This is a genomic window from Sphingobacterium kitahiroshimense, assembly GCF_025961315.1.
Taxonomy (GTDB): domain Bacteria; phylum Bacteroidota; class Bacteroidia; order Sphingobacteriales; family Sphingobacteriaceae; genus Sphingobacterium; species Sphingobacterium anhuiense.
Window position 1 is genome coordinate 4,482,600 of sequence record NZ_JAOQNK010000001.1, and the last position, 20,100, is coordinate 4,502,699.

Consider the following 20,100-nt stretch of genomic DNA (forward strand, 5'->3'; position numbering starts at 1 on the left):
GCAGTTATTTCATTATGAAGAAGTTTGTATAAGCGCTATGATTGGGTAGTTTCTGAGATAACTATATTTTAGTTTTCATAACAATCGTTTGCGTGAATTTATGCAATCGATTTCGTTACATATTAAATTTATATTAAGTAATCTTTACGCTATTTTGCACTGTATAAATTATGATAATTAACTAATATACTGATTATCTTGAAATTAAGTTTATGAATAAAAGATTTACAAAACCTTTTTTTACGACTAAATTTTACCCGATTACATCTGCCTTAATGTTTGCTCTTGTAGCTCCAAATATGGTGATGGCAAATGATTATGGTAATTTGATTAGCGTAACAAGTAATAGTATGCAACAGAAAGTTTCTGGTACTGTTACATCAAGTACGGGCCCATTAAGCGGAGTGACTATTTCTGTGAAAGAAAAACCTACTCTTGCGACTTCAACTGATGCTAATGGTCGCTATTCTCTTCAAGTTGAAGTTGGTCAAACTTTGATTTTTTCAGCCATTGGATTTAACAAAACTGAAAAACTAGTGGAAGGTGCATTTTTAAATGTGCAGTTACAAGAGTCCAATCAAGCACTTGAAGAAGTTGTAGTTGTAGGTTATGGCACTCAAAAGAAAGAGAGTCTAACAGGAGCGCTACAAGTTGTAAAGGGTGATCAATTGAGAGGTACAACTTCTCCGAATGTGGAGAATATGTTAAATGGAAAAGCTGCTGGTGTTTATGTTGCCCCCGGATCGGGTCAGCCAGGTGCAAAAGGAGGAGTCGTGATTCGTGGTCAAGCTACTTTAAGTGGTACAACTAGTCCGCTCTGGGTCGTAGATGGTGTAATTCTTGGATCTAGTGCTGGAGATTTAAATCCAGATGATATCGCAACATTAACAATTTTGAAAGACGCAGCTTCCACTGCTATTTATGGTTCTCAAGGCGCAAATGGTGTAGTTGTCGTAACGACTAAGAACCCATCTGCAAGCGGCACTTCAATCAGTTTTTCTACAAAAATGGGATTCAATCAGCTTACCAATGGTAATATGAAAATGATGAACGGTGCAGAATTGTATGATTACTATGCTTCTTTTGCTAACCAAAGTGCAATCAAATTTCCACGTTGGAATGCAGATTTAAGAGATAGCAATTTTGACTGGTGGAAAGTAGCTACTCAGCAAGGATTTACGCAAAATCATAATGTTTCGATTCAAAGTGGTACGGAGAAGTTGCAGTCTTACTTGTCATTAGGTTATTATAATGAAGTAGGTGCTGTAAAAGGTTATGAATACGATCGTTATAACTTCCGTATGAATACAGTTTATAAGCCTACCACATGGTTGACTGTTAAACCAACATTGGTGGGGGCACGTCGTGGAGTTGAAGATAGACAGTATTCTACAACTGCTATGTATTCAAATTTCCCTTGGGACAGTCCATATGATGCTAATGGTAACTTGGTTGGTCACCGTTCAAGTAGCTGGGTAAATAGTGCGAGTACAAACTACCTTTACGATTTACAATGGGATCATAGCGCCAACACAAATTATGAATTCAGTGGTAATATGGACTTTGATATCAAGTTCACGAATTGGCTAACATTTTCGTCTGTTAATAACTACCGCTATAACACGTATAGTGCTGCTGGTTATACTGATCCACGCTCTAATGGTGGAGAAAGTGTAAAAGGACGTTTAACCGATTATCGTTCGGAATATGCACGACGTTACACCAGCCAAATATTAAAATTCAATAAATCTTGGGGCAAGCATGCTGTGAACGCATTAGCAGCATATGAATTCAATGATTATTGGTCTAAGACATTAGATGTATATGGAACTGGATTTATTCCAGGATTTGAAGTGCTTGATGTTGTTTCTCGACCAGAAAGAACTAAAGGAGCGATCAATGAATGGGCTGTTCAATCTTTCTTGTCTAATGCAAACTATGCTTACGATGGTAAATATTTAGGACAATTGTCTTTCCGTCGTGATGGCGCTTCTAACTTTGGTGACAATGCGAAATACGGAAATTTCTTCTCTGTGAGTGGAGGATGGAATATCAATCGCGAGAATTGGTTCAATGCCTCATGGGTTGATAATTTAAAAGTTCGTGCTTCTTATGGTTCTGTCGGTAACCGCCCTAGTGAGTTGTATCCACAATATAGCTTATATTCTGTATCATCATCATCCGGATATAATGAGACTTCGGGCGCTTTGATTTATCGGATTGGAAACAAGAATCTGACGTGGGAGCGTACGTTTACTACAGGGGCAGGATTTGATGCATCGATGTTCAGTAATCGTGCTCGTGTAAGTTTTGACTACTATGATAAAAAAACCGATAATATCTTATATAATGTGCCAATTAGTGGATTAACTGGAGTTACTTCTGTGTATAAGAATATCGGTAAGATGCAAAATAGAGGTATTGAGCTTACTTTAGGTGGAGATATCATTCGAAAAAATGACTTTACGTGGAGTCTGGATATCAATATTGGTCACAATAAAAATAAACTGACACAATTGATTAAGAGTAAGGATGCTAGTGGAAATGACGTTGTTAGACCACTTATCATTGGTGATGGTTTAGGCATCGCTGGTTCTGCTAATCGTGTTTTAGAACCTGGTTTACCTGTTGATACCTATTATATGCCGATATGGGCTGGAGTGAATGTAGAGACAGGTGCTCCCGAATGGTATAAAGTTGAAACCGATCAAGATGGTAATCAAACTCAAGTAAAGACCTCTAATTATTCTGCAGCAACATTACAGAAAGCAGGAAAAGCATCGCCAGATCTATTTGGAGGATTCAATACTGGAATAACTTATAAGCAATTTGATTTAAATGCTTCGTTTGGCTATTCAATTGGTGGAAAAATCTATAACTATTCTCGTCAAGAATACGATTCGGATGGAACATATACAGATAGAAATCAAATGAAATTGCAAGATGGCTGGAACCGTTGGGAAAAACCGGGAGATATAGCAACACATCCTATTGCGAAATACAATAATAACGATAAAGGAAATTCTACTTCAACTCGTTATTTAGAAGATGGTGATTTTTTAAGGTTGCGTTCTTTAACCTTAGGATATAATTTGAAATTGGAACAGTATAAATTGAAAAATGTTCGTTTGTTCTTTACGGGGGAGAACTTGTTTACCATTACAAATTACTCAGGTGTAGATCCTGAAATGTCTGTGAATGATTCAGGTGCTATATTGGGTTCTGCAGGACCTGCTATTTATCCTGCTACACGTAAATTTATGTTTGGTCTTAATGTGACATTTTAGTTAAAAGAGGAAAAAATTTTATGAAAAAGATATTATTTGTATTATTAGCAGCTGCTAGCTTTACGTCATGTAATATAGATAGGTTACCCCATAACTTAATGGATTCGGATGTTATTGCGAATAATCCAGACGCGATGATCAATGGTGCTTATGCACAATTAAAAGCATGGTCAGACCCGATGCATCGCGCAGGGGAATATGCAGGAGATAATATGATGATTAGGGGTGCCTCAACGGATGCATTTTATGAGTTTATTTCTTATGCACGTACTCCGAATAACGGACGTTTGTCTGAATTTTGGAATGCAGGTTATAAGGCAATTGCTCAATCTTCCAATGTGATGAAAATTATAAAAGAGGGAGAAAGTGCTGAAAAAGACAATCAATTAGGAGAATGTTACTATATCCGCGGGATGATGTATTTCTATTTGGTTCGTGCATATGGACGTCCTTATTATCAAAATCCAGAAACAAATCTAGGTTTGCCTATTGTAAATGGTACACCGGATGATGTATTTGATAATTTACATTTACCAGACCGTTCAACTGTTAAAGAAACTTATGCGCAAGCGATAAGCGATCTGAAGAAAGCGGAGTCTTTGTTGACAATTAATAAAGGTAATATTTATGCTTCTAAGGGAGCAGCTCAAGCGATGTTATCCCGTGTTTATCTATATATGAGTGGTACATATCAATCACCCAATGCAGAATATGCAAGATTGTCTGTTGAGTATGCGGATAAGGTAATCAACTCTGGATCTTATTCATTGTTGGAAAGAGAGCGATTTATGAAATATAATACGTTCACACCAGAAAATAATAACGAGACTATTTTCGCAGTTAAAAGAGTAGCATCTGAATTTTCGGGTGATGATCATTATTATGGTATTGGTGGTATGTATTCCAATATTGGAGGTATGGGCTGGGGTGAGATGTATGCAAGTGCTAAATACATTGATTTATTGAATGAAACCGGTCGTAACGATTGGCGTCCAGATAATTATCGCATCGTTGATGCTCGAGCATCTTTTATAGAACCTACTTATGCAAAAGATGAAAAAACAGGTAAGTATTCTGAAGTGTTTCGTTTTGTAAAAGAAGATGGAGTGAGTACGTTAAACTATGCTCAATTTGTTATTGAACGAGTTGGAAATGCAATCAATGCTGTAGAAGTAATCCCAGAAACGAAAACGGAGAAGGAGAAAAGAATATCATATGCATTAACTGTAATTGATGCAGGTCAGGGAACTTATAGCTTGATATATAAAGATGGTAAAACCTACAAAGGTGTACTGGATTACTATATTTCCTTGAACCGTGTATATCCTCAGTTTTACATCACCAAATGTTCTAAAGAAGGTGAAAATTCGCAATTACATTCACCTGTCATCAGCAGGTTAGGAGAGGTTTATCTCAATAGAGCAGAAGCACAAGCAAAACTAGGTAATTACAGTGCAGCTTTAGCGGATTTAAATAAAATAAGAACCCGCTCAATTACGAATGGTGCTTATTCATCTTTAAATGCTTCAAATGCAAGTAAATTAATTGATAAAGAGCGTGAATTGGAATTAGCATTTCAAGCAGAACGTAGCTATGATGTATTTCGTAACGGTGAAGCCTTGACGCGTCAATATCCGGGACCGCACAATCAGTCAGAGGTTATTGCTCCGACAGACTTTCGTGTAGTATACTTTATACCACAGTCTGCGATTAATTCTTACCCTGGTGTATTAACACAAAATCCAACTCAATAGTTTAAGTTTAGATTTTGATGAATAAAGTAATGGCTTTGCAATTTTGCAAAGCCATTTTTTATGTTTAATAATTATGATTGCTAGAATTTTCGCGAAAACGATTTTATGAATTAGAATAAATGAAATTTAGTGTTTTAGAACACCCCAGCTATTTGGGACTTTTTTTATTGAATCCCTTTTAGGATACTTTTTGGTAAGCTTATATTCTTTTAATTGAATTTCAATTAAAAGAATACTTACGGACTGATAGCAAGTTTGTTTGATAGTCTTAGCTCAGTTGTAAAATATGATAATAAAAATCTTATTGTTTACGATAAGATTAGATTGATTTTCAAAAATACCAGGTATATTATGTAACTTTGCCCACTGAGTTAAATTGTATTTAAATAAGTTGCCGTGAGGTAACGAGAATAATATATAGTAAAAATATGGCAAATATTGTTGCAATTGTAGGTCGTCCAAATGTTGGGAAATCCACGCTTTTTAATCGTCTGACGGAGAGTAGAAAAGCTATTGTTGATGACTTTAGTGGAGTGACGCGCGACCGTCACTATGAAACGGCAGAATGGATTGGGAAAAAGTTTACAGTAATTGATACTGGTGGGTTTGTACATGGATCGGATGATGTTTTTGAAGAAGCAATTCGTGACCAGGTTCATATCGCAATAGAAGAAGCATCAGCGATCATTTTTATGGTTGATGTAACAACAGGTATTACGGATTTAGATGATGAGATCGCAGATCTTTTGAGAAGAAGTTCTAAACCGGTATATGTTGCTGCAAATAAAGTTGACCACGCTAAATTACACCATGACTCTGCAGAGTTTTATGCTTTTGGTTTAGGTGAAATTTATAATGTTTCTTCCGCTACAGGATCGGGGACAGGGGAATTATTAGATGCTGTAGTTTCAACTTTTGAAGACGAAGAAGAAGATGATACCACATTAGCGAAATATACAATCGTAGGTCGTCCGAACGTAGGTAAATCTTCTTTAACAAATGCTTTATTAGGTGTTGATCGTAATATTGTAACACCTGTTGCAGGTACGACACGCGATTCGATTCGTATTCATTATAAGCAATTTGGACATGAGTTCTTATTGATTGATACAGCAGGTTTGAGACGTAAATCTAAGGTAAACGAAGATATTGAGTTTTACTCTGTGATGCGTACAATCAAGGCATTAGAGGATTCTGATGTTGTCCTTTTAATGTTAGATGCAAATGATGGTATTGAAGCACAGGATATCAATATTTTTCATTTGGCAGAAAAAAATAGAAAAGGTATTGTAATTATTGTCAATAAATGGGATACCATTGAAAAAGACAATAAAACGATGAAAGAGTTTGAAGCTCGAATTAAAGAGAAAATCGCTCCTTTTACAGATATACCGATTGTCTTTACTTCGGTCACTGAAAAACAACGTATTTTCAAAGCGCTAGAAGTAGCAGCAAAAGTTTATGAGAATAAAACGAAAAAAATACCTACTTCAAAATTGAACGAAGTGATGTTGCAGGTGATTGAGAATTATCCTCCACCAGCTTTAAAGGGTAAATATATCAAGGTAAAATACGTAACGCAATTACCAGGACGTACACCTATGTTTGCATTCTTCTGTAACTTACCACAGTATGTAAAAGATCCGTACAAACGTTATATCGAAAATAAATTACGTGAGCACTTCGATTTTGAAGGTGTTCCAATTCAAATATATTTTAGACAAAAATAGAAACAGCTATTTTCTAGACATGGAAAACAATCTTCATTTATACAATACGTTAACACGTAAGAAAGAAAAATTCCAACCATTACATCCCTCTTTAGTAGGGATGTATGTTTGTGGGCCTACTGTATACAGTGATGTTCACTTAGGAAATTGTCGGACTTTTGTGTCATTTGATTTGATATTTCGTTATTTAAAACATCTCGGATTTAAAGTTCGTTATGTACGTAATATTACCGATGCAGGCCATTTGGAAGGGGATAATGATGAAGGTGATGATAAGTTTGCTAAAAAGGCAAAATTGGAGCAATTGGAACCGATGGAGATTGTTCAAAAATATACTCTTGGTTTCCACGATGTGCTTCGTCTTTTTAATACTTTACCTCCAAGTATAGAACCGACCGCTACAGGACATATTTCTGAGCAGATTGAAATGGTCCAAAAGATCATTGCTAATGGCTATGCTTATGAAGTAGATGGGACTGTATATTTTGATGTAGAGAAATATGTGAAAGATTACGATTATACTATTCTGACTAATCGTAAGCTGGAAGATATGTTGAATAATACACGTGAGCTTGGTGGCCAAGATGAAAAACATGGCCGTCTGGATTTTGCATTATGGATCAAAGCTAAGCCAGAACATATTATGCGCTGGCCTTCACCTTGGAGTGTTGGATTTCCGGGTTGGCATATTGAATGTTCGGCGATGAGCCGTAAATATTTAGGCGATCAGTTTGATATTCATGGTGGAGGTATGGATCTGGCAGCAACGCATCATACAAACGAAATAGCTCAGTCTGAAGCATGTAATCATACTGCACCTGCCAAATATTGGATGCATACCAATATGTTAACGGTAAATGGAGCACGTATGTCTAAATCTTCAGGAAATGGCTTTTTACCTCATCAGTTGTTTACCGGTGATCATCCTTTGTTGGAACGTGGATATTCACCTATGGCTGTTCGTTTCTTTATGTTACAAGCGCATTATAGAAGCACATTGGATTTCTCAAATGAGGCACTTGATGCTGCAGATAAAGGGTTCAAGCGTCTTATGACAGCGGTAAATCTATTGGATAAGCTGAAACCTTCAAAAGGTAAGTCTGCTGTTGATGTAGCTGATTTACGTGCGAAATGTTATGCTGCCATGGATGATGATTTCAATAGCCCTATCTTAATTGCAGAATTGTTTGAAGTCGTTCGTTCGATTAATTCTATTTACGATGGAAAAGCAGCTATCAGTGCTGCTGATCTAGAAGAGTTAAGAGCATTTGTACAACATTTTATTTTTGATATTCTAGGCTTGCAAGATGATCAATTATCGAGCACTGATAATGTGGATGAAATCATGGCTATTGTGATCAAATTACGTGATGGAGCTAAGCAAAATAAAGATTTTGCTACATCTGATCGTATTCGTGAGGAACTTAATGCTATCGGTATTCAATTAAAAGATAGCAAAGATGGAACGCTTTGGAATAAGATTTGATAGTTAGTGTCCAATTAAAATAAAGACATTACATGAATATATGGAATAAAATGTCGGCAATAGTTTTCATGAGTGCCTTTTCAGCACAAGTGTATGCACAGGTTCCCGATAAAGTAGGTAGTTTAATCAATGCCGACAAAGAGGCTGCGTTGATTTCTAAGACAACTACTCCGCATCAGGCTTTTCTGTCGATTGTCGATAAAGAGTCTAAATTTTTTGTTCCTTCCGAGGTCAATGCTTTAGATTATCTTAATAATAGGCCGAATATACCCGATGTACTAACTTGGGAACCAGCGCTAGCGATGGTTTCAAAAAGTCAAGAATTTGGCGTTACTACTGGTCCGATGGAATTTCAGAAAGTAGGAGCGAGAAAACGTTTTGGACAGTACTTAACGGTCTGGAAAAGAAATAAAAAAGGTAAATGGCTGGTGGATATTCGTGCTGAAGTCGAAAATTTTGGCAATAAGGAAAATTCTGAACTGGAGTTTTATGAACCTAGTGAAGCTTGGTATTTGAAACATCGTTCTCAGGTACGTTTAGATCAACGTAAAGAGATTGTTTTTGAAACCGATAAGCTTTTGTCGACAGTTCTTAAAGCGGATAATCAAGCGGGCTATAAAGAGTTTTTGAATGAAGATGCAAGATTTCTTTTTCCTTGGATCCAACCGATAGAGGGTAAAAAAGAAATATTAGCATACTTAAAGAAATCCCGGATTAATATTCTAACTACTCCTGAAAAAGTAGGGAGAGCATATAGCGGTGAATATGCATATTCATTCGGTACTGCAACTGTTAATATTAAGGATAAGGTTGTTAAATACAATTATATCCGTATTTGGAAGTTGAGTGAACTCGCGAAGGACGATGTATCTAAAGCAAATTGGAATATACTTGTTGAAATGATGTTCGAAAGATAATATTCTGTACATTATTTATAAAATAGAAAGGGCTTCAAAATTAATTTTGAAGCCCTTTCTATTTTATCTTAGTAAGAGATCTATTTACTTTTTGGAGATCCAAACTTTAAGTTCATTACAGTCTTTAAAGTCATCGGCAATATTGATATATGTGTTCTCTCTCTTAGATTCAAACCAGGTATTCAATTTGCGGTTTACTTTATCTTGACGTGCAGCTTCTTTGATTTTTACAAAATCCTCATCTAAGTTTGCTTTATGAGGAGCAATACGTGATTTTAGATAATTGAATCGTAGACCAATTTCACCTGTACGATCTGTAAATTGTGCCGGTTTAGAATATTCTCCAGGTTTTAATGGATCTATAGCTTGAAATACAGAAGCTTCTAATTTATCTACAGGTATTAATGTTGAACGGCTTTCCCCTTCTTGGTTAAGGACCATTCCTCCATTGAATTTAGATTCTTCACTGTCAGAGTTAGTTGTTGCTGCATGATAAAAATCCAATTTCCCTGTTGTCACTAAGTTGTAGATACTATCCATCTTTGCTTGGGTACGCTCAATACTAGCAGCTGTTGGTTTAAATTTAATCAAAATATGCCTAACATGCACTTCTTCTCCACGTCTTTCTAATACTTGTAAAAAGTGGAAACCATACTTTGTTTCAAAAACAGGAGAAACATCACCCGCTTTTAATTTAAAAGCCATTGCAGCAAATTCCTTAACCCAGTTATCACGTGTATTAAAACCTAAATCACCACCGTAAGGAGCAGATCCATCTTCAGAATATAAACGTGCAACTGTACCAAAATCAGAACCATCTGTAACCTGTTTTCGAAGTCCCTCTGCTTTTGCTTTAAACTCAGCTTTCTCTTCAACAGTTAGTTTAGGGAACATAACAATTTCACCAATTTCTACTTCTGTATTAAAATAAGGTAGACTATCGGTATTTAGTCCTTCAAAATAGCGTTTTACCTCAATAGGTGTAACGTCCACTTTTTGAACAATATTCTGACGCATTTTATTTGCTTTCAATTGCTCATATATACTAGGACGCATATCTTCTTTGTATTGCAACAGAGATCTGTTTAAGAATTTTTCTAATCTTTCTTGACCACCTGCTTGTTGAGACATATAGCGTAGTCGGCTGTTTAGGTTATCATCAACTTCAGTTTCGCCCACTTCGATGGAGTCAATTACCGCCTGTTGAGAAAGTAATTTCTGTGTTAACAACTGTTGTAGCATTTCACATTTGAAATCTGCATTTGGTTTATTACCCCCTGAAAGATATTGTGCATACTGCATATCAACATCTGATTGTAAAATAATACCAGATCCTACTGTCGCAACTACTCGATCGATTACTTGTTTTTGAGCAAATACTGTTTGTGCTGTCACAAATACCAATAATAGCAACGTATATAAGTTTTTTTTCATTAGAATAATATGTCTTTTAATGGTGATGAAGCTATCATGAGCTGGTTACTACTCGCGGTTTGTAAGCTATTATAAGCCCATGATGGTTTCATTCGTGGAATGTAATTTAAATGCTTTTTAAAAATATAACTGTTCAAACTTAAAGTTCTGAAAGCTTGCACAAAATTATTAGAATATATTAATTATTCTTAATTTTATTTGAATATTATTTCCGAGGTCTTATCCCGTTTATATGCTTATTATGAATAATAACATATTGAACGGCTCTGGAACAGCTAAAATAAGTATTTACAAGGTAGTAAAAGTAGTTTTAACCAAATTTAACACTACATTTTCCCACAAAATTTTAATTTTGAAATCATGAAAAAAATTATACTTTTTATTTTGACCTGTTTTCCTTTTTTTGGTTGGTCGCAAAATATTTCCATGTTTGTAGGTACTTATACCTCTAACACCGAAAGTAAAGGAATCTATGCATTTGATTTTAATGTAAAAACGGGTGAAATAGCGCTAGTATCGACCACTCCATTAGTGGATCCCTCTTTTCTAGCTCGAAAGGATAATATTTTATATGCTGTTAGTGAGCAGGGAAATAATAAAGGAAGTTTAACTGCATATTCTTATAACAAAGGTAAATTTACAATCTTAAATACAGTTCCTACAAAAGGAGATGCACCCTGTCATGTTTCTGTAAGTCCTTATAAAAACCTGATCACAGCTTCTAATTATAGTGGTGGCTCTTTTGTACTTTACGGATTAGAACCCAATGGTGTTATCGGTAATCTAAAAGATTTTGTTCAACATGAAGGTAAAGGCGTTGACAAAGCTAGACAAGAAGGCCCTCATGTACATTCTGCGTTTTTCTCAAAAAAAGGAAATGAACTTTTTGTACAAGATTTAGGTCTAGATCAAATTTCGATTTATAAATTAATTGATCCAAAATCAAAGGATGTTAAATTGGGTACAGATCCTGCGGAAGTATTCTCTTCAGCAGGTGGTGGTCCTCGACATATTGCCTTTGATAAGAAAGAAAAGCATATGTATGTCGTACTCGAAATGACAGCAGACATTGCTGTATACAAACGGGATGGACAAGATTGGTTATTTGATCAATCTGTTAATATTAATCCTGATGGGTTTACAGGGAAAAATGGTGCCGCTGATATCAAAGTATCTCCGGACGGAAAATTTCTGTATGCATCAAACAGAGGTGATGCTAATACCATTGGAATTTTCGCTATTGCTAAAGACGGAAAATTGACCAAAGTAGCAAATCAGAGTACATCTGGAAAAGGACCGCGCAATTTTAATTTTAGCCCTGACGGTAAATTCCTATTGGTAGCCAATCAAACGAGTAACGAAATTATCACTTTTAGCAGGGATGAAAAAACAGGACTTCTAAAAGAGACTGGAAAACCACTTCGTGTTCCTGCTCCAGTTTGTATTATTTTTTAGTGCTATCATCTGTTGATGAAGAGTCGTCAGAATTACTTTTTAATTCATGTGTCTCTTCATCATACATACCCTCTAATTCATCTGTGATTGTCCCTTTCCACAATTTAATGCCCGTTATATAGGCAACCCTTCCAATCATATGCGCCGCAACCGGAGCTGTTAGTACTAGAAAGAACGCGATTGCGATTGTTTTTGTTGTGACGGAGACGTCAGGAAAGACAATTGCGGCACAAAGCAAAAGCAAACCAACACCTAGAGTTGCAGCTTTAACCGTAACAGAAAGGCGTAAATAAAAGTCAGGCATTCTAAGGATGCCAATGGAAGCGAAGAGAATCGCTAAGGCGCCGATGGTACTCAGCACTGCAATAATAATATCAGTCATTATAGTCTTGTTTTTCTAAATAATAGGCAAAGGCAATTGTTCCTAAAAAGGCAATTAGGGCAAGTATCATGGCCACGTCAAGAAAAATTTCTTGAGATGTCGTGATACTATAGACAGTAATAATCCCAATACCTGTGGTAATGATTAGATCTAGAGCAATAACCCTATCGGCCACATCCGGTCCTTTGAAAAGACGTATAAATGTAATTACTGTTGACAAAATTAATATGGGCAGAATCACATAATCTAAATATTCAGTTAAGCTCATCTCAAAATTTCTAAAAGTTTGCGTTCAACATTGTTTTTCAACTCTGTCATGAATTTTTGTTTATCATGTAGGTACATGACATGGATATATAAAATCTTTTTGTCTTCGCTGATATCCAGAATTAATGTTCCCGGTGTTAGTGAGATAAAGGTAGAAAGTAAGTTGATCTCAAAATCAGACTTAGCATCCATCTTGTATTTCACAATTCCAGGTTTAAAAAAATACTTAGGTGTGATCACGTCGTAAGCAACCTGTAGATTAGCTATAATCATTTGATACAAGAAGAAAAAGAGAAAGCTAATCGTTTTCGGGACACGGTAAAAATAACGCTGATCAACTTCATTTCGGTTCATGACCCATAGAATGAAGAAACCAAGTAAGAAGCCAAAAAGAAAATTCGTATAATACATTGAACCTGTTAATGCTACCCAAATAAAAGAAAGCAGCAGGTTCATTAAAAACTGTTTGATCATATTTTACTTTATTTGCCTAATACTGCTTGAATATAAGGTTTGGTGTTTAACATTTCTGATGATATGCGGTCCGCTACCTGAATGATACTTTCTGCATTGAGTCCGATATATAAAGAACTAGCTGCAAGTATACAGATCGGTAAAATCAATGCGACCTTTCGAATACCTATCAGGTCTTTAAATTTGTCCTCAATTGCATCGGGGTCTTGTGGTTTTTTCCAAAATACTTCCGACCAAAATTTTGCGAGTACAAATAAAGTCATGAAGCTACCTAGTATAAGTGCTCCTGCATAAAAGTAATGTCCTGTTTGAAAGGCACCCTGCAATAAATATATTTTTGGCCAAAATCCGGATAATGGTGGTATACCAGCCAGTGAAAACAGTACTATGGCAATCAGCAATGAAATTTTTGGATATTCAGCATACAATCCACCCAGTTTTTTCATATCCATAGATCCTCTCATTTGACGGATCAATCCGGCGATTAAGAAGATGTTCGTTTTAACCATGATATCATGAATTAAATAAAATACGGCACCGAGAATTGCCAACTTGCTATAAATACCTAATCCCCCTATCATAAATCCGATATGGCATACGATGAGGTAAGAAAATAGCCGTCTTATATTGGTCTTGATCAATACACCGAATGCTCCTGTTAAAATGGTCAAAATTGCCAATATGACCAACAGATTCCGAATAAATTCATTAGGAATGAAAATTAAGGTAAAGACCCGGAATAAGGCATATATACCTACCTTAGTGAGTAGCCCACCAAATATAGCTGCTACAGCAGAAGGAGGTGTGTGATAGGATGATGGCAACCAGAAGTAAAGAGGGAAAATCGCAGACTTGATGCCAAATCCAATTAAAAAGAAAGTAGCAGTAATATCAACTATTGCACGGTTTTCAATCTTGGGAACGATGAGTGCTAGATCGGCCATATTTAAAGACCCCGATATACCATAAAGAATACCGATTCCAGTTAAGAAGAAAGTAGAAGCGAGTATATTCATCGCCATATACTTTACAGCGCCCTCTAATTGTGCTTTCCGACCTCCCAGGGTCATTAATACAAAGGATGAAATAATAATAACTTCAAAAAACACGTAAAGATTGAAAATATCTCCGGTTAAAAATGCACCATTTAATCCCATCACTAAAAAGTGGAAGATAGGGAAGTAACCGTAGAGTATACGTTGCCGGCCGATACCTGTTGCAGAGAAAATAGATACTGCTAAAGTCGCTATCGCTGTGAGCAGAACTAAGGTGGAGCTTAGTAAATCTGCTACAAATACAATTCCGAAAGGAGCCTCCCAATTGGCCGCATGCATAATGAGTATGTCTCCATTAAATACTTTAGCAAATAATTTGATGGCAAAAATTAAACTTATGAAACTGCCGCCAATGCTGAGGATACGTTGTGGACCTGTTTTTCTCCAAAAACCTAACTGTATGATTGCAGTAAATAAATGTACAAGTACTGTTGCTATAATTTGATTATCAATCATATATCTTCGTCTTCGGGTGTGTTTAAGTTGTCTAGATCGTCCGTGTTAATTAGTGCATAAACACGTTTTAATAGTACAATAGCAAAGGAAGTTAAGCCGAAGCTAATGACAATTGCGGTTAAAATTAATGCTTGAGGTATTGGATCTGCATATATATCTTGAAAGACTTTCAATCCATCTCTAATGATCGGCGGTTTTCCTTTGGTGATATTACCCAAGAGAAATATCAAAATATTGGTGCCGTTTCCAAGTAGCATAATTCCTAGAAGTAGTTTAACCATACTTCTTCTTAAAATAAGATATATGCCTGTCGCATATAATACGCCTATGAGTAAAATAAGTAGTATTTCCATTGCAATGTTAATCTGAACTGAGTGAAATGGTGAATAAAATGGTTAAAACAACTCCGATGACCACGAGGTAAATACCAAGATCGAAGAGTAGTGCTGTACCAATCATACCAATAACTGGGATCGGATGTTCCAGCCATAATCCAGTCATTACAGGCAGTCCGAAAAGTGCTGGCATAAACATACTGAATGCAGATATTCCTAATCCGATAGGAAGTAAGGATAGGGGTTTATAACGCAATATCTTCATTGTTTCTTCAGTACCATGAGCGAAACTGTGTAAGACAAAAGCAATGGATGCAACCAAACCTCCGACAAAACCACCGCCTGGGTAGTAATGTCCTCTTAATAATAGAAAAAAGGAAAATAAAAGAAGTATAGGCAACAAATATTTTGAAGCTGTTTGTAAAATAGTACTTTTCATATTATTCTTTCTCCGATGATTTTAAACGTAATTTTAATAAGCTGTACACACCTAATGCAGCGATCGATAATACAACAACTTCAAACATGGTATCAAACCCCCTGAAGTCAACAAGCAGTACATTTACGACATTTCTACCTTTCGCTAATAGATATGCATTTTTACCATAGAAGTCACTTATCGCAATATTCGTAGGAACATGTAGTACGCGAATGGCCACCAAAGCTAAGATTATCCCAAATATGATGGCAACCACCGCATCCCTTATCAGTACTCTTTTATTGGCAAGATTTAGAAATGGAGGTAATTTAAAGAGAACAAGAACAAATAGAACTACTGTTAGCGTGTCTATTGTAAATTGTGTCATAGCCAAATCCGGAGCACTGTAGAATACGAAAAGTAAACAGATACCGTATCCAATGACACTAGTTGAAACTACAGCGGTTAGCCTTGAAGAAGTGCTCAAGGTGAGAGCGACAGCTCCAAATACGATCAGAATAGTAACCACTTCGTATACGCTTACTGCTGATAGTAGTTCCCAGTTGATATGTAGTGGGCCACCAAGGTAAAGTTGATAAGCTAAAAGAACCTCTGCAAATATGATGATCTTCAATAGGTAAGAGCGAAGATATCCGTTATGGAAATAATGCGAATAACTTGTCGAGAAATTGTAAATGGTCCGATAACATTTTTGAAAAATGGTAATCGGCGCTATGAAATTTAATTGTTCAATCCATTTTAATTTATGTTCACTTGGCTTATTGATAAAATAGATAACTGTGCCCAGTACTATAGTTATGGCACTTAATAGCAAAATAGTATTAAATCCATGCCATATTTTAAGTTGAAAATCACTTTTAACGGACATGATACTATTTACGGTGGGTTGTGCGATCAGATCGCCAATAAAAGTTGGGAAACAACCAAAAACGACTCCTAAGAGTGCAAGTATAAACGGAGGTATCCAAAGCGATTTTGCAGGAAGTTTTATTTTCTCAAAATTTTCAGGAAGTTTCCCAAAAAATGGTTTGATACCAGCCATGAAACCCGCAGATACCAATAGAATATTTGTTATTACTGCTGCAACAGTCAGGTAAATAGCTAAATGTTTTTCACTATGTAATGTCGCTTCATATATTAAATCTTTTCCAATAAATCCAAATGTTAAAGGTACTCCGGCACTGGATATAGCGGCTAAAAAACCAGCAATTGCAACAGGTAATAAAACCTTTCTCAATCCTTGCAGTACAGATAGGTCCCGAGTGTGGGTGGCGTGATCAATAATACCTGTAATTAAAAATAATGTTGCTTTATATAGTGCATGCACAACAATAAAAACAGAGGCAGCGATGATGGCATCTTGGGTGCCAAGACCTAACAAAAAAACTAAAATACCTAATGCCGATATGGTTGAATAAGCGAGTACGCCCTTCATATCAGTTCTAAAAAGAGAATGAAAAGCTCCATATAGCATTGTGATTCCACCAATAATCATGAGGCTATACGTCCACGCTGTATTATTGCCTAAAATGGGATAAAAACGTGCAAGTAGGTAGATACCAGCTTTTACCATAGTTGCTGAGTGCAGGTAAGCAGATACTGGGGTAGGCGCTTTCATAGCACCAGGTAACCAAAAATGAAATGGAAATTGTGCAGATTTGGTCATAGCACCTAAGATGATAAGACCTAATATATAAGGAAATAGCTGATGTTCCTGAATTAGTTGAGCCTTACTTACGAGCTCGGAGATGGAATAGGTATTGGCAATATTACCGATTAGAACAAGACCTGCCAATAAAAAGAAGCCTCCTAGTCCAGTTACGCTTAATGCTGTCAGGGCACTTTTTCTAGATTCTATTTTTTCATTATTAAAACCAATCAAGAAAAACGAGCTGATGCTGGTCAGTTCCCAGAAGGTAAATAATAGAAAGATGTTGTCAGACAGTACAAGGCCGAGCATGGCCGACATGAACATACATAAGTATCCGAAAAAGCGATCAACATACGGATCATCTTTTAAATATGATTTAGCATAAAAAAATATACAGGTTCCGATTCCGGTGATTAATAAAGAAAATAGGAGTGATAATCCATCTAGTCTAAAATCAAAATTTATACCTAGTGAGGGTATCCAATCAATATGCTGCACATATGATTTATCCCAATTTATTAATGGTAGATATTGGAGATAATAAAGAAATAAAAGTAGCGGTATGAATGCGAGAATAATTCCCCATTTAGTTTTTACGAATTTGCCAAATGGAACAATAAGGCTCGATGTTATTAGTCCTATTAGAACGGTAAATAGCATTTAGTCTTTGTTTTTAATATTTGTGAAAGGCTACAATATAAGAAAAATTGACGGTTATTTCTGAATTGGAGGTGTAATTTTAAGAGAAATTAATTTCGAATGACTATAGCATTTAACAAAATTTAACATTAACTTCGTTTTGAACTAACATGCTAAACCGTTTAAAAACTACCTAATTAATAATTTGTACTTGACCAAATTTATGTTTTAAATGAACAGTAACGTCCATAAACAATTATTTGAAGAACATTATAGAAGCCTATGTCATTTTGCATGGAAGCTATGTGGGGACGCTACAGAAGCTGAAGATCTGGCACAGGATGCATTCATTTCTTATTATAACCATGAAGATCATATTTCTACACATCAGGGTGCTATAAAGAATTACCTTTATACTTCTGTGAGGTATGCATTTTTAAATAGCAAGCGGAAAGAAAGGGTTGTTGAGAAGTATTGGTTAAATTCTCCATTTAATGAGTGCAGCAACGATTCTTTAGAATTAGATATTATTCATTCGGAAGTTATCGCAGAGGTTCATAAAATTATGCAAAGCATGCCTGAAGGCTGTCGTATCGTATTTAAAATGGGATACTTTGAAGGATTAAGTAATCAGGATATCTCTAAAGAGCTAAATATTAGTGTTAATACTGTGAAAACTCAAAAGCAACGTGGGTTAAAAACAATTATGAAGAAAATGAATCCTGAATTGTTGCCCCTAGCGTTGATTTTCTATAACATGTTTCGATAGATGCTTCCCGCATTCTATATAGATCAAACTCAAATTGATTTTTCTCTTACCAGTATTTTATTAGTCAAAAGCAGGTTATTTTTTTAGGTTCATATCTTTTATGAATCACTGTTATATATTTATGTTAATGGTGTTATATAATCTCTATAAGCCTGTTTCACTTTATTCTTTCAAGAAATTTACTTTTTTTAAAAATTGTTGTCACCCATTCGGGCGAGCAAAGTTTCTTTATTATATATTATGAAGAGTAAACCTTTTATTATTGCTGAAATCATCAAAAAATCTTTAGTCGGGGAACTGTCTATTGAAGAAAAAACTGTGCTTGAAAATTGGATAAATTTAACGGATGAAAACAAAAAATTGTACGCTAGTTTTAAGCAATCCCATAAAGTTGAAGAAGATTTAAAGTTTTTAAGATCAATTGATGTTGAGCAAGCTTGGAATAATTTAGAAAAAAAGCAAAATAGCACGCAAAAAGTTGAAAATAATTTTAATCTTAAAATTTGGATTCCACTTATTGCCTCATGTTTAGTCTTGTGTTTCCTCTTTTTATATCAAAATAAATCACCTAAGAATTCAAAGATAATTGCCATCCAATCTACCAAACATAAAAATGATATAAAGCCAGCTTCAAATGATGCCTTGTTAATATTGGATAATGGTGAAACTTTTGATCTCAGTAATCGTAATAACGGGCAAATAGCCAATAACATTAAGCTTAGCAATGATCAGCTGGAGTATGTAAAAGGTCATTATGGAGGTGCAGAACTCAGGTATAACACTTTAGTTGTTCCGAAAGGCGGTTATTATAAGCTCGAACTATCAGATGGTACTAAGGTCTGGATTAATGCGATGTCCAGATTGAAGTTCCCTGAGTCTTTTGGATCAGGAGAGCGTAAGGTACAATTGGATGGCGAAGCTTATTTTGAAGTATCTAAAGATGTTGATCGTCCTTTTATAGTCCAAGCGAATGGTACTGACGTTAAAGTTTTAGGTACACATTTTAATGTTGACGCTTATAGTAAAAAAGTAAGAACAACTTTGGAAGAAGGAAAAGTTGAAGTGTCCAATGCTGATCTTGCTATCATATTACAGCCAGGAGAGTTTGCAGAATCTGTTGATGGAAGACTCAATAAAGGTTATGCAGATTTGGCAAAGGACCTGGCATGGCATAATAATGAATTTTATTTTAATAAAGATAATGTTCAATCCATTGTCGATCAGTTATCTAATTGGTATGATGTAGAAGCTAAATTTGACCAAGGGGTCAATAGAAATAAAGCAATCACCGGATCAGTTGATCGCAATGTTCCACTTTCGCAGGTATTAGAGATGTTAGAATATGTAAGTGATTTGCGGTTTAAGATAGATGGAGATCAATTAATTATTAAAAATAAATAACACGATATGGAGAATAAATACTAAACCTAATTATTAAACAAAAAATACAGAGATGTTGCAGCATCCCTGTATCTATTCTTAATTAAGAAGCTAACCGAAAAATTAACTCATTAACCAAATGTAAATGTATGAATAACTTACCATTTGGCAAAAAACGACCTTGGGATTC

The 20,100-nt window shown here is 35.6% G+C and carries 16 protein-coding genes; 8 read left to right on the top strand and 8 right to left on the bottom strand.

All coding sequences use genetic code 11. The annotated features are described in order from the left end of the window. Positions 1–212: 212 nt before the first annotated feature. The 5 genes from M2265_RS19470 to M2265_RS19490 all read left to right on the top strand — a co-directional run bounded on the left by M2265_RS19470 (position 213) and on the right by M2265_RS19490 (position 9,174). Positions 213–3,287 (top strand): SusC/RagA family TonB-linked outer membrane protein, encoded by a 3,075-nt coding sequence (locus tag M2265_RS19470; protein ID WP_165905858.1) that lies wholly within the window; start codon positions 213–215, stop codon positions 3,285–3,287. Positions 3,288–3,307: 20 nt separating this feature from the next. After that, positions 3,308–5,041 carry a RagB/SusD family nutrient uptake outer membrane protein gene (locus M2265_RS19475; protein ID WP_132769155.1) on the top strand — a complete coding sequence of 578 codons (1,734 nt, stop codon included), beginning with the start codon at positions 3,308–3,310 and terminating at the stop codon, positions 5,039–5,041. Positions 5,042–5,469: 428 nt separating this feature from the next. Next, a complete protein-coding gene (gene der, locus M2265_RS19480) occupies positions 5,470–6,771 on the top strand; it encodes a ribosome biogenesis GTPase Der (protein ID WP_021188677.1) in 1,302 nt (433 codons plus the stop codon). Positions 6,772–6,790: 19 nt separating this feature from the next. Further along, on the top strand, positions 6,791–8,257 hold the full coding sequence (cysS, locus tag M2265_RS19485; RefSeq protein ID WP_132769153.1) for a cysteine--tRNA ligase: 1,467 nt from the start codon (positions 6,791–6,793) through the stop codon (positions 8,255–8,257). A gap of 32 nt (positions 8,258–8,289) precedes the next feature. After that, complete coding sequence (locus M2265_RS19490) at positions 8,290–9,174, top strand: DUF4440 domain-containing protein (RefSeq protein ID WP_132769152.1); 885 nt, start codon at positions 8,290–8,292, stop codon at positions 9,172–9,174. Between the two features lie 84 nt (positions 9,175–9,258). Here the strand turns inward: M2265_RS19490 and M2265_RS19495 are convergent, their stop codons facing one another. Further along, positions 9,259–10,608: a peptidylprolyl isomerase gene (locus tag M2265_RS19495; protein WP_132769150.1), complete on the bottom strand. Its 1,350-nt coding sequence runs from the start codon at positions 10,606–10,608 to the stop codon at positions 9,259–9,261. 360 nt (positions 10,609–10,968) lie between these two features. Between M2265_RS19495 and M2265_RS19500 the strand changes: the two genes are divergently transcribed. Continuing rightward, on the top strand, positions 10,969–12,063 hold the full coding sequence (locus M2265_RS19500) for a lactonase family protein (RefSeq protein WP_021191303.1): 1,095 nt from the start codon (positions 10,969–10,971) through the stop codon (positions 12,061–12,063). Here M2265_RS19500 and mnhG read toward each other — a convergent pair. From mnhG to mbhE, 7 genes are read right to left on the bottom strand one after another with little or no spacing between them, the layout of a single operon-like run. Further along, positions 12,053–12,445 carry a monovalent cation/H(+) antiporter subunit G gene (mnhG, locus tag M2265_RS19505; RefSeq protein ID WP_132769148.1) on the bottom strand — a complete coding sequence of 131 codons (393 nt, stop codon included), beginning with the start codon at positions 12,443–12,445 and terminating at the stop codon, positions 12,053–12,055. The genes M2265_RS19500 and mnhG overlap by 11 nt on opposite strands. Further along, positions 12,438–12,713, bottom strand: a complete 276-nt coding sequence (locus M2265_RS19510) for a cation:proton antiporter (protein ID WP_021191305.1) — start codon at positions 12,711–12,713, stop codon at positions 12,438–12,440. The genes mnhG and M2265_RS19510 overlap by 8 nt, the downstream gene beginning before the upstream one ends. Continuing rightward, positions 12,710–13,186, bottom strand: a complete 477-nt coding sequence (locus M2265_RS19515) for a Na+/H+ antiporter subunit E (protein ID WP_021191306.1) — start codon at positions 13,184–13,186, stop codon at positions 12,710–12,712. Before M2265_RS19515 ends, M2265_RS19510 begins: the two co-directional genes overlap by 4 nt. Positions 13,187–13,194: 8 nt before the next feature. After that, positions 13,195–14,697, bottom strand: a complete 1,503-nt coding sequence (locus M2265_RS19520; RefSeq protein ID WP_132769146.1) for a proton-conducting transporter membrane subunit — start codon at positions 14,695–14,697, stop codon at positions 13,195–13,197. Further along, on the bottom strand, positions 14,694–15,050 hold the full coding sequence (locus M2265_RS19525; protein ID WP_021190426.1) for a Na+/H+ antiporter subunit C: 357 nt from the start codon (positions 15,048–15,050) through the stop codon (positions 14,694–14,696). The genes M2265_RS19520 and M2265_RS19525 overlap by 4 nt, the downstream gene beginning before the upstream one ends. A 7-nt stretch (positions 15,051–15,057) precedes the next feature. Then, positions 15,058–15,471 (bottom strand): Na+/H+ antiporter subunit B, encoded by a 414-nt coding sequence (locus M2265_RS19530; protein WP_021190427.1) that lies wholly within the window; start codon positions 15,469–15,471, stop codon positions 15,058–15,060. A 1-nt stretch (position 15,472) separates the two neighbouring features. After that, positions 15,473–17,782, bottom strand: coding sequence for a hydrogen gas-evolving membrane-bound hydrogenase subunit E (gene mbhE / locus M2265_RS19535; RefSeq protein WP_132769144.1), 2,310 nt, complete (start codon positions 17,780–17,782; stop codon positions 15,473–15,475). Between the two features lie 211 nt (positions 17,783–17,993). On the opposite strand from mbhE, the gene M2265_RS19540 reads away from it, so the two are divergent. After that, positions 17,994–18,530, top strand: coding sequence for an RNA polymerase sigma factor (locus M2265_RS19540; protein WP_021190428.1), 537 nt, complete (start codon positions 17,994–17,996; stop codon positions 18,528–18,530). Positions 18,531–18,770: 240 nt separating this feature from the next. Beyond that, positions 18,771–19,931, top strand: coding sequence for a FecR family protein (locus M2265_RS19545; protein ID WP_132769142.1), 1,161 nt, complete (start codon positions 18,771–18,773; stop codon positions 19,929–19,931). Positions 19,932–20,100: the final 169 nt, after the last annotated feature.

What these genes read in the sequence shown, in the direction of transcription:
- mnhG (WP_132769148.1), bottom strand. Translation starts at nt 12,445, where the DNA reads ATGACTGATATTATTATTGCAGTGCTGAGTACCATCGGCGCCTTAGCG.
- M2265_RS19495 (WP_132769150.1), bottom strand. Translation starts at nt 10,608, where the DNA reads ATGAAAAAAAACTTATATACGTTGCTATTATTGGTATTTGTGACAGCA.
- M2265_RS19530 (WP_021190427.1), bottom strand. Translation starts at nt 15,471, where the DNA reads ATGAAAAGTACTATTTTACAAACAGCTTCAAAATATTTGTTGCCTATA.
- M2265_RS19475 (WP_132769155.1), top strand. Translation starts at nt 3,308, where the DNA reads ATGAAAAAGATATTATTTGTATTATTAGCAGCTGCTAGCTTTACGTCA.
- M2265_RS19515 (WP_021191306.1), bottom strand. Translation starts at nt 13,186, where the DNA reads ATGATCAAACAGTTTTTAATGAACCTGCTGCTTTCTTTTATTTGGGTA.
- M2265_RS19520 (WP_132769146.1), bottom strand. Translation starts at nt 14,697, where the DNA reads ATGATTGATAATCAAATTATAGCAACAGTACTTGTACATTTATTTACT.
- M2265_RS19525 (WP_021190426.1), bottom strand. Translation starts at nt 15,050, where the DNA reads ATGGAAATACTACTTATTTTACTCATAGGCGTATTATATGCGACAGGC.
- mbhE (WP_132769144.1), bottom strand. Translation starts at nt 17,782, where the DNA reads ATGCTATTTACCGTTCTAATAGGACTAATAACATCGAGCCTTATTGTT.
- M2265_RS19470 (WP_165905858.1), top strand. Translation starts at nt 213, where the DNA reads ATGAATAAAAGATTTACAAAACCTTTTTTTACGACTAAATTTTACCCG.
- M2265_RS19540 (WP_021190428.1), top strand. Translation starts at nt 17,994, where the DNA reads ATGAACAGTAACGTCCATAAACAATTATTTGAAGAACATTATAGAAGC.
- M2265_RS19500 (WP_021191303.1), top strand. Translation starts at nt 10,969, where the DNA reads ATGAAAAAAATTATACTTTTTATTTTGACCTGTTTTCCTTTTTTTGGT.
- M2265_RS19490 (WP_132769152.1), top strand. Translation starts at nt 8,290, where the DNA reads ATGAATATATGGAATAAAATGTCGGCAATAGTTTTCATGAGTGCCTTT.
- M2265_RS19510 (WP_021191305.1), bottom strand. Translation starts at nt 12,713, where the DNA reads ATGAGCTTAACTGAATATTTAGATTATGTGATTCTGCCCATATTAATT.
- der (WP_021188677.1), top strand. Translation starts at nt 5,470, where the DNA reads ATGGCAAATATTGTTGCAATTGTAGGTCGTCCAAATGTTGGGAAATCC.
- cysS (WP_132769153.1), top strand. Translation starts at nt 6,791, where the DNA reads ATGGAAAACAATCTTCATTTATACAATACGTTAACACGTAAGAAAGAA.
- M2265_RS19545 (WP_132769142.1), top strand. Translation starts at nt 18,771, where the DNA reads ATGAAGAGTAAACCTTTTATTATTGCTGAAATCATCAAAAAATCTTTA.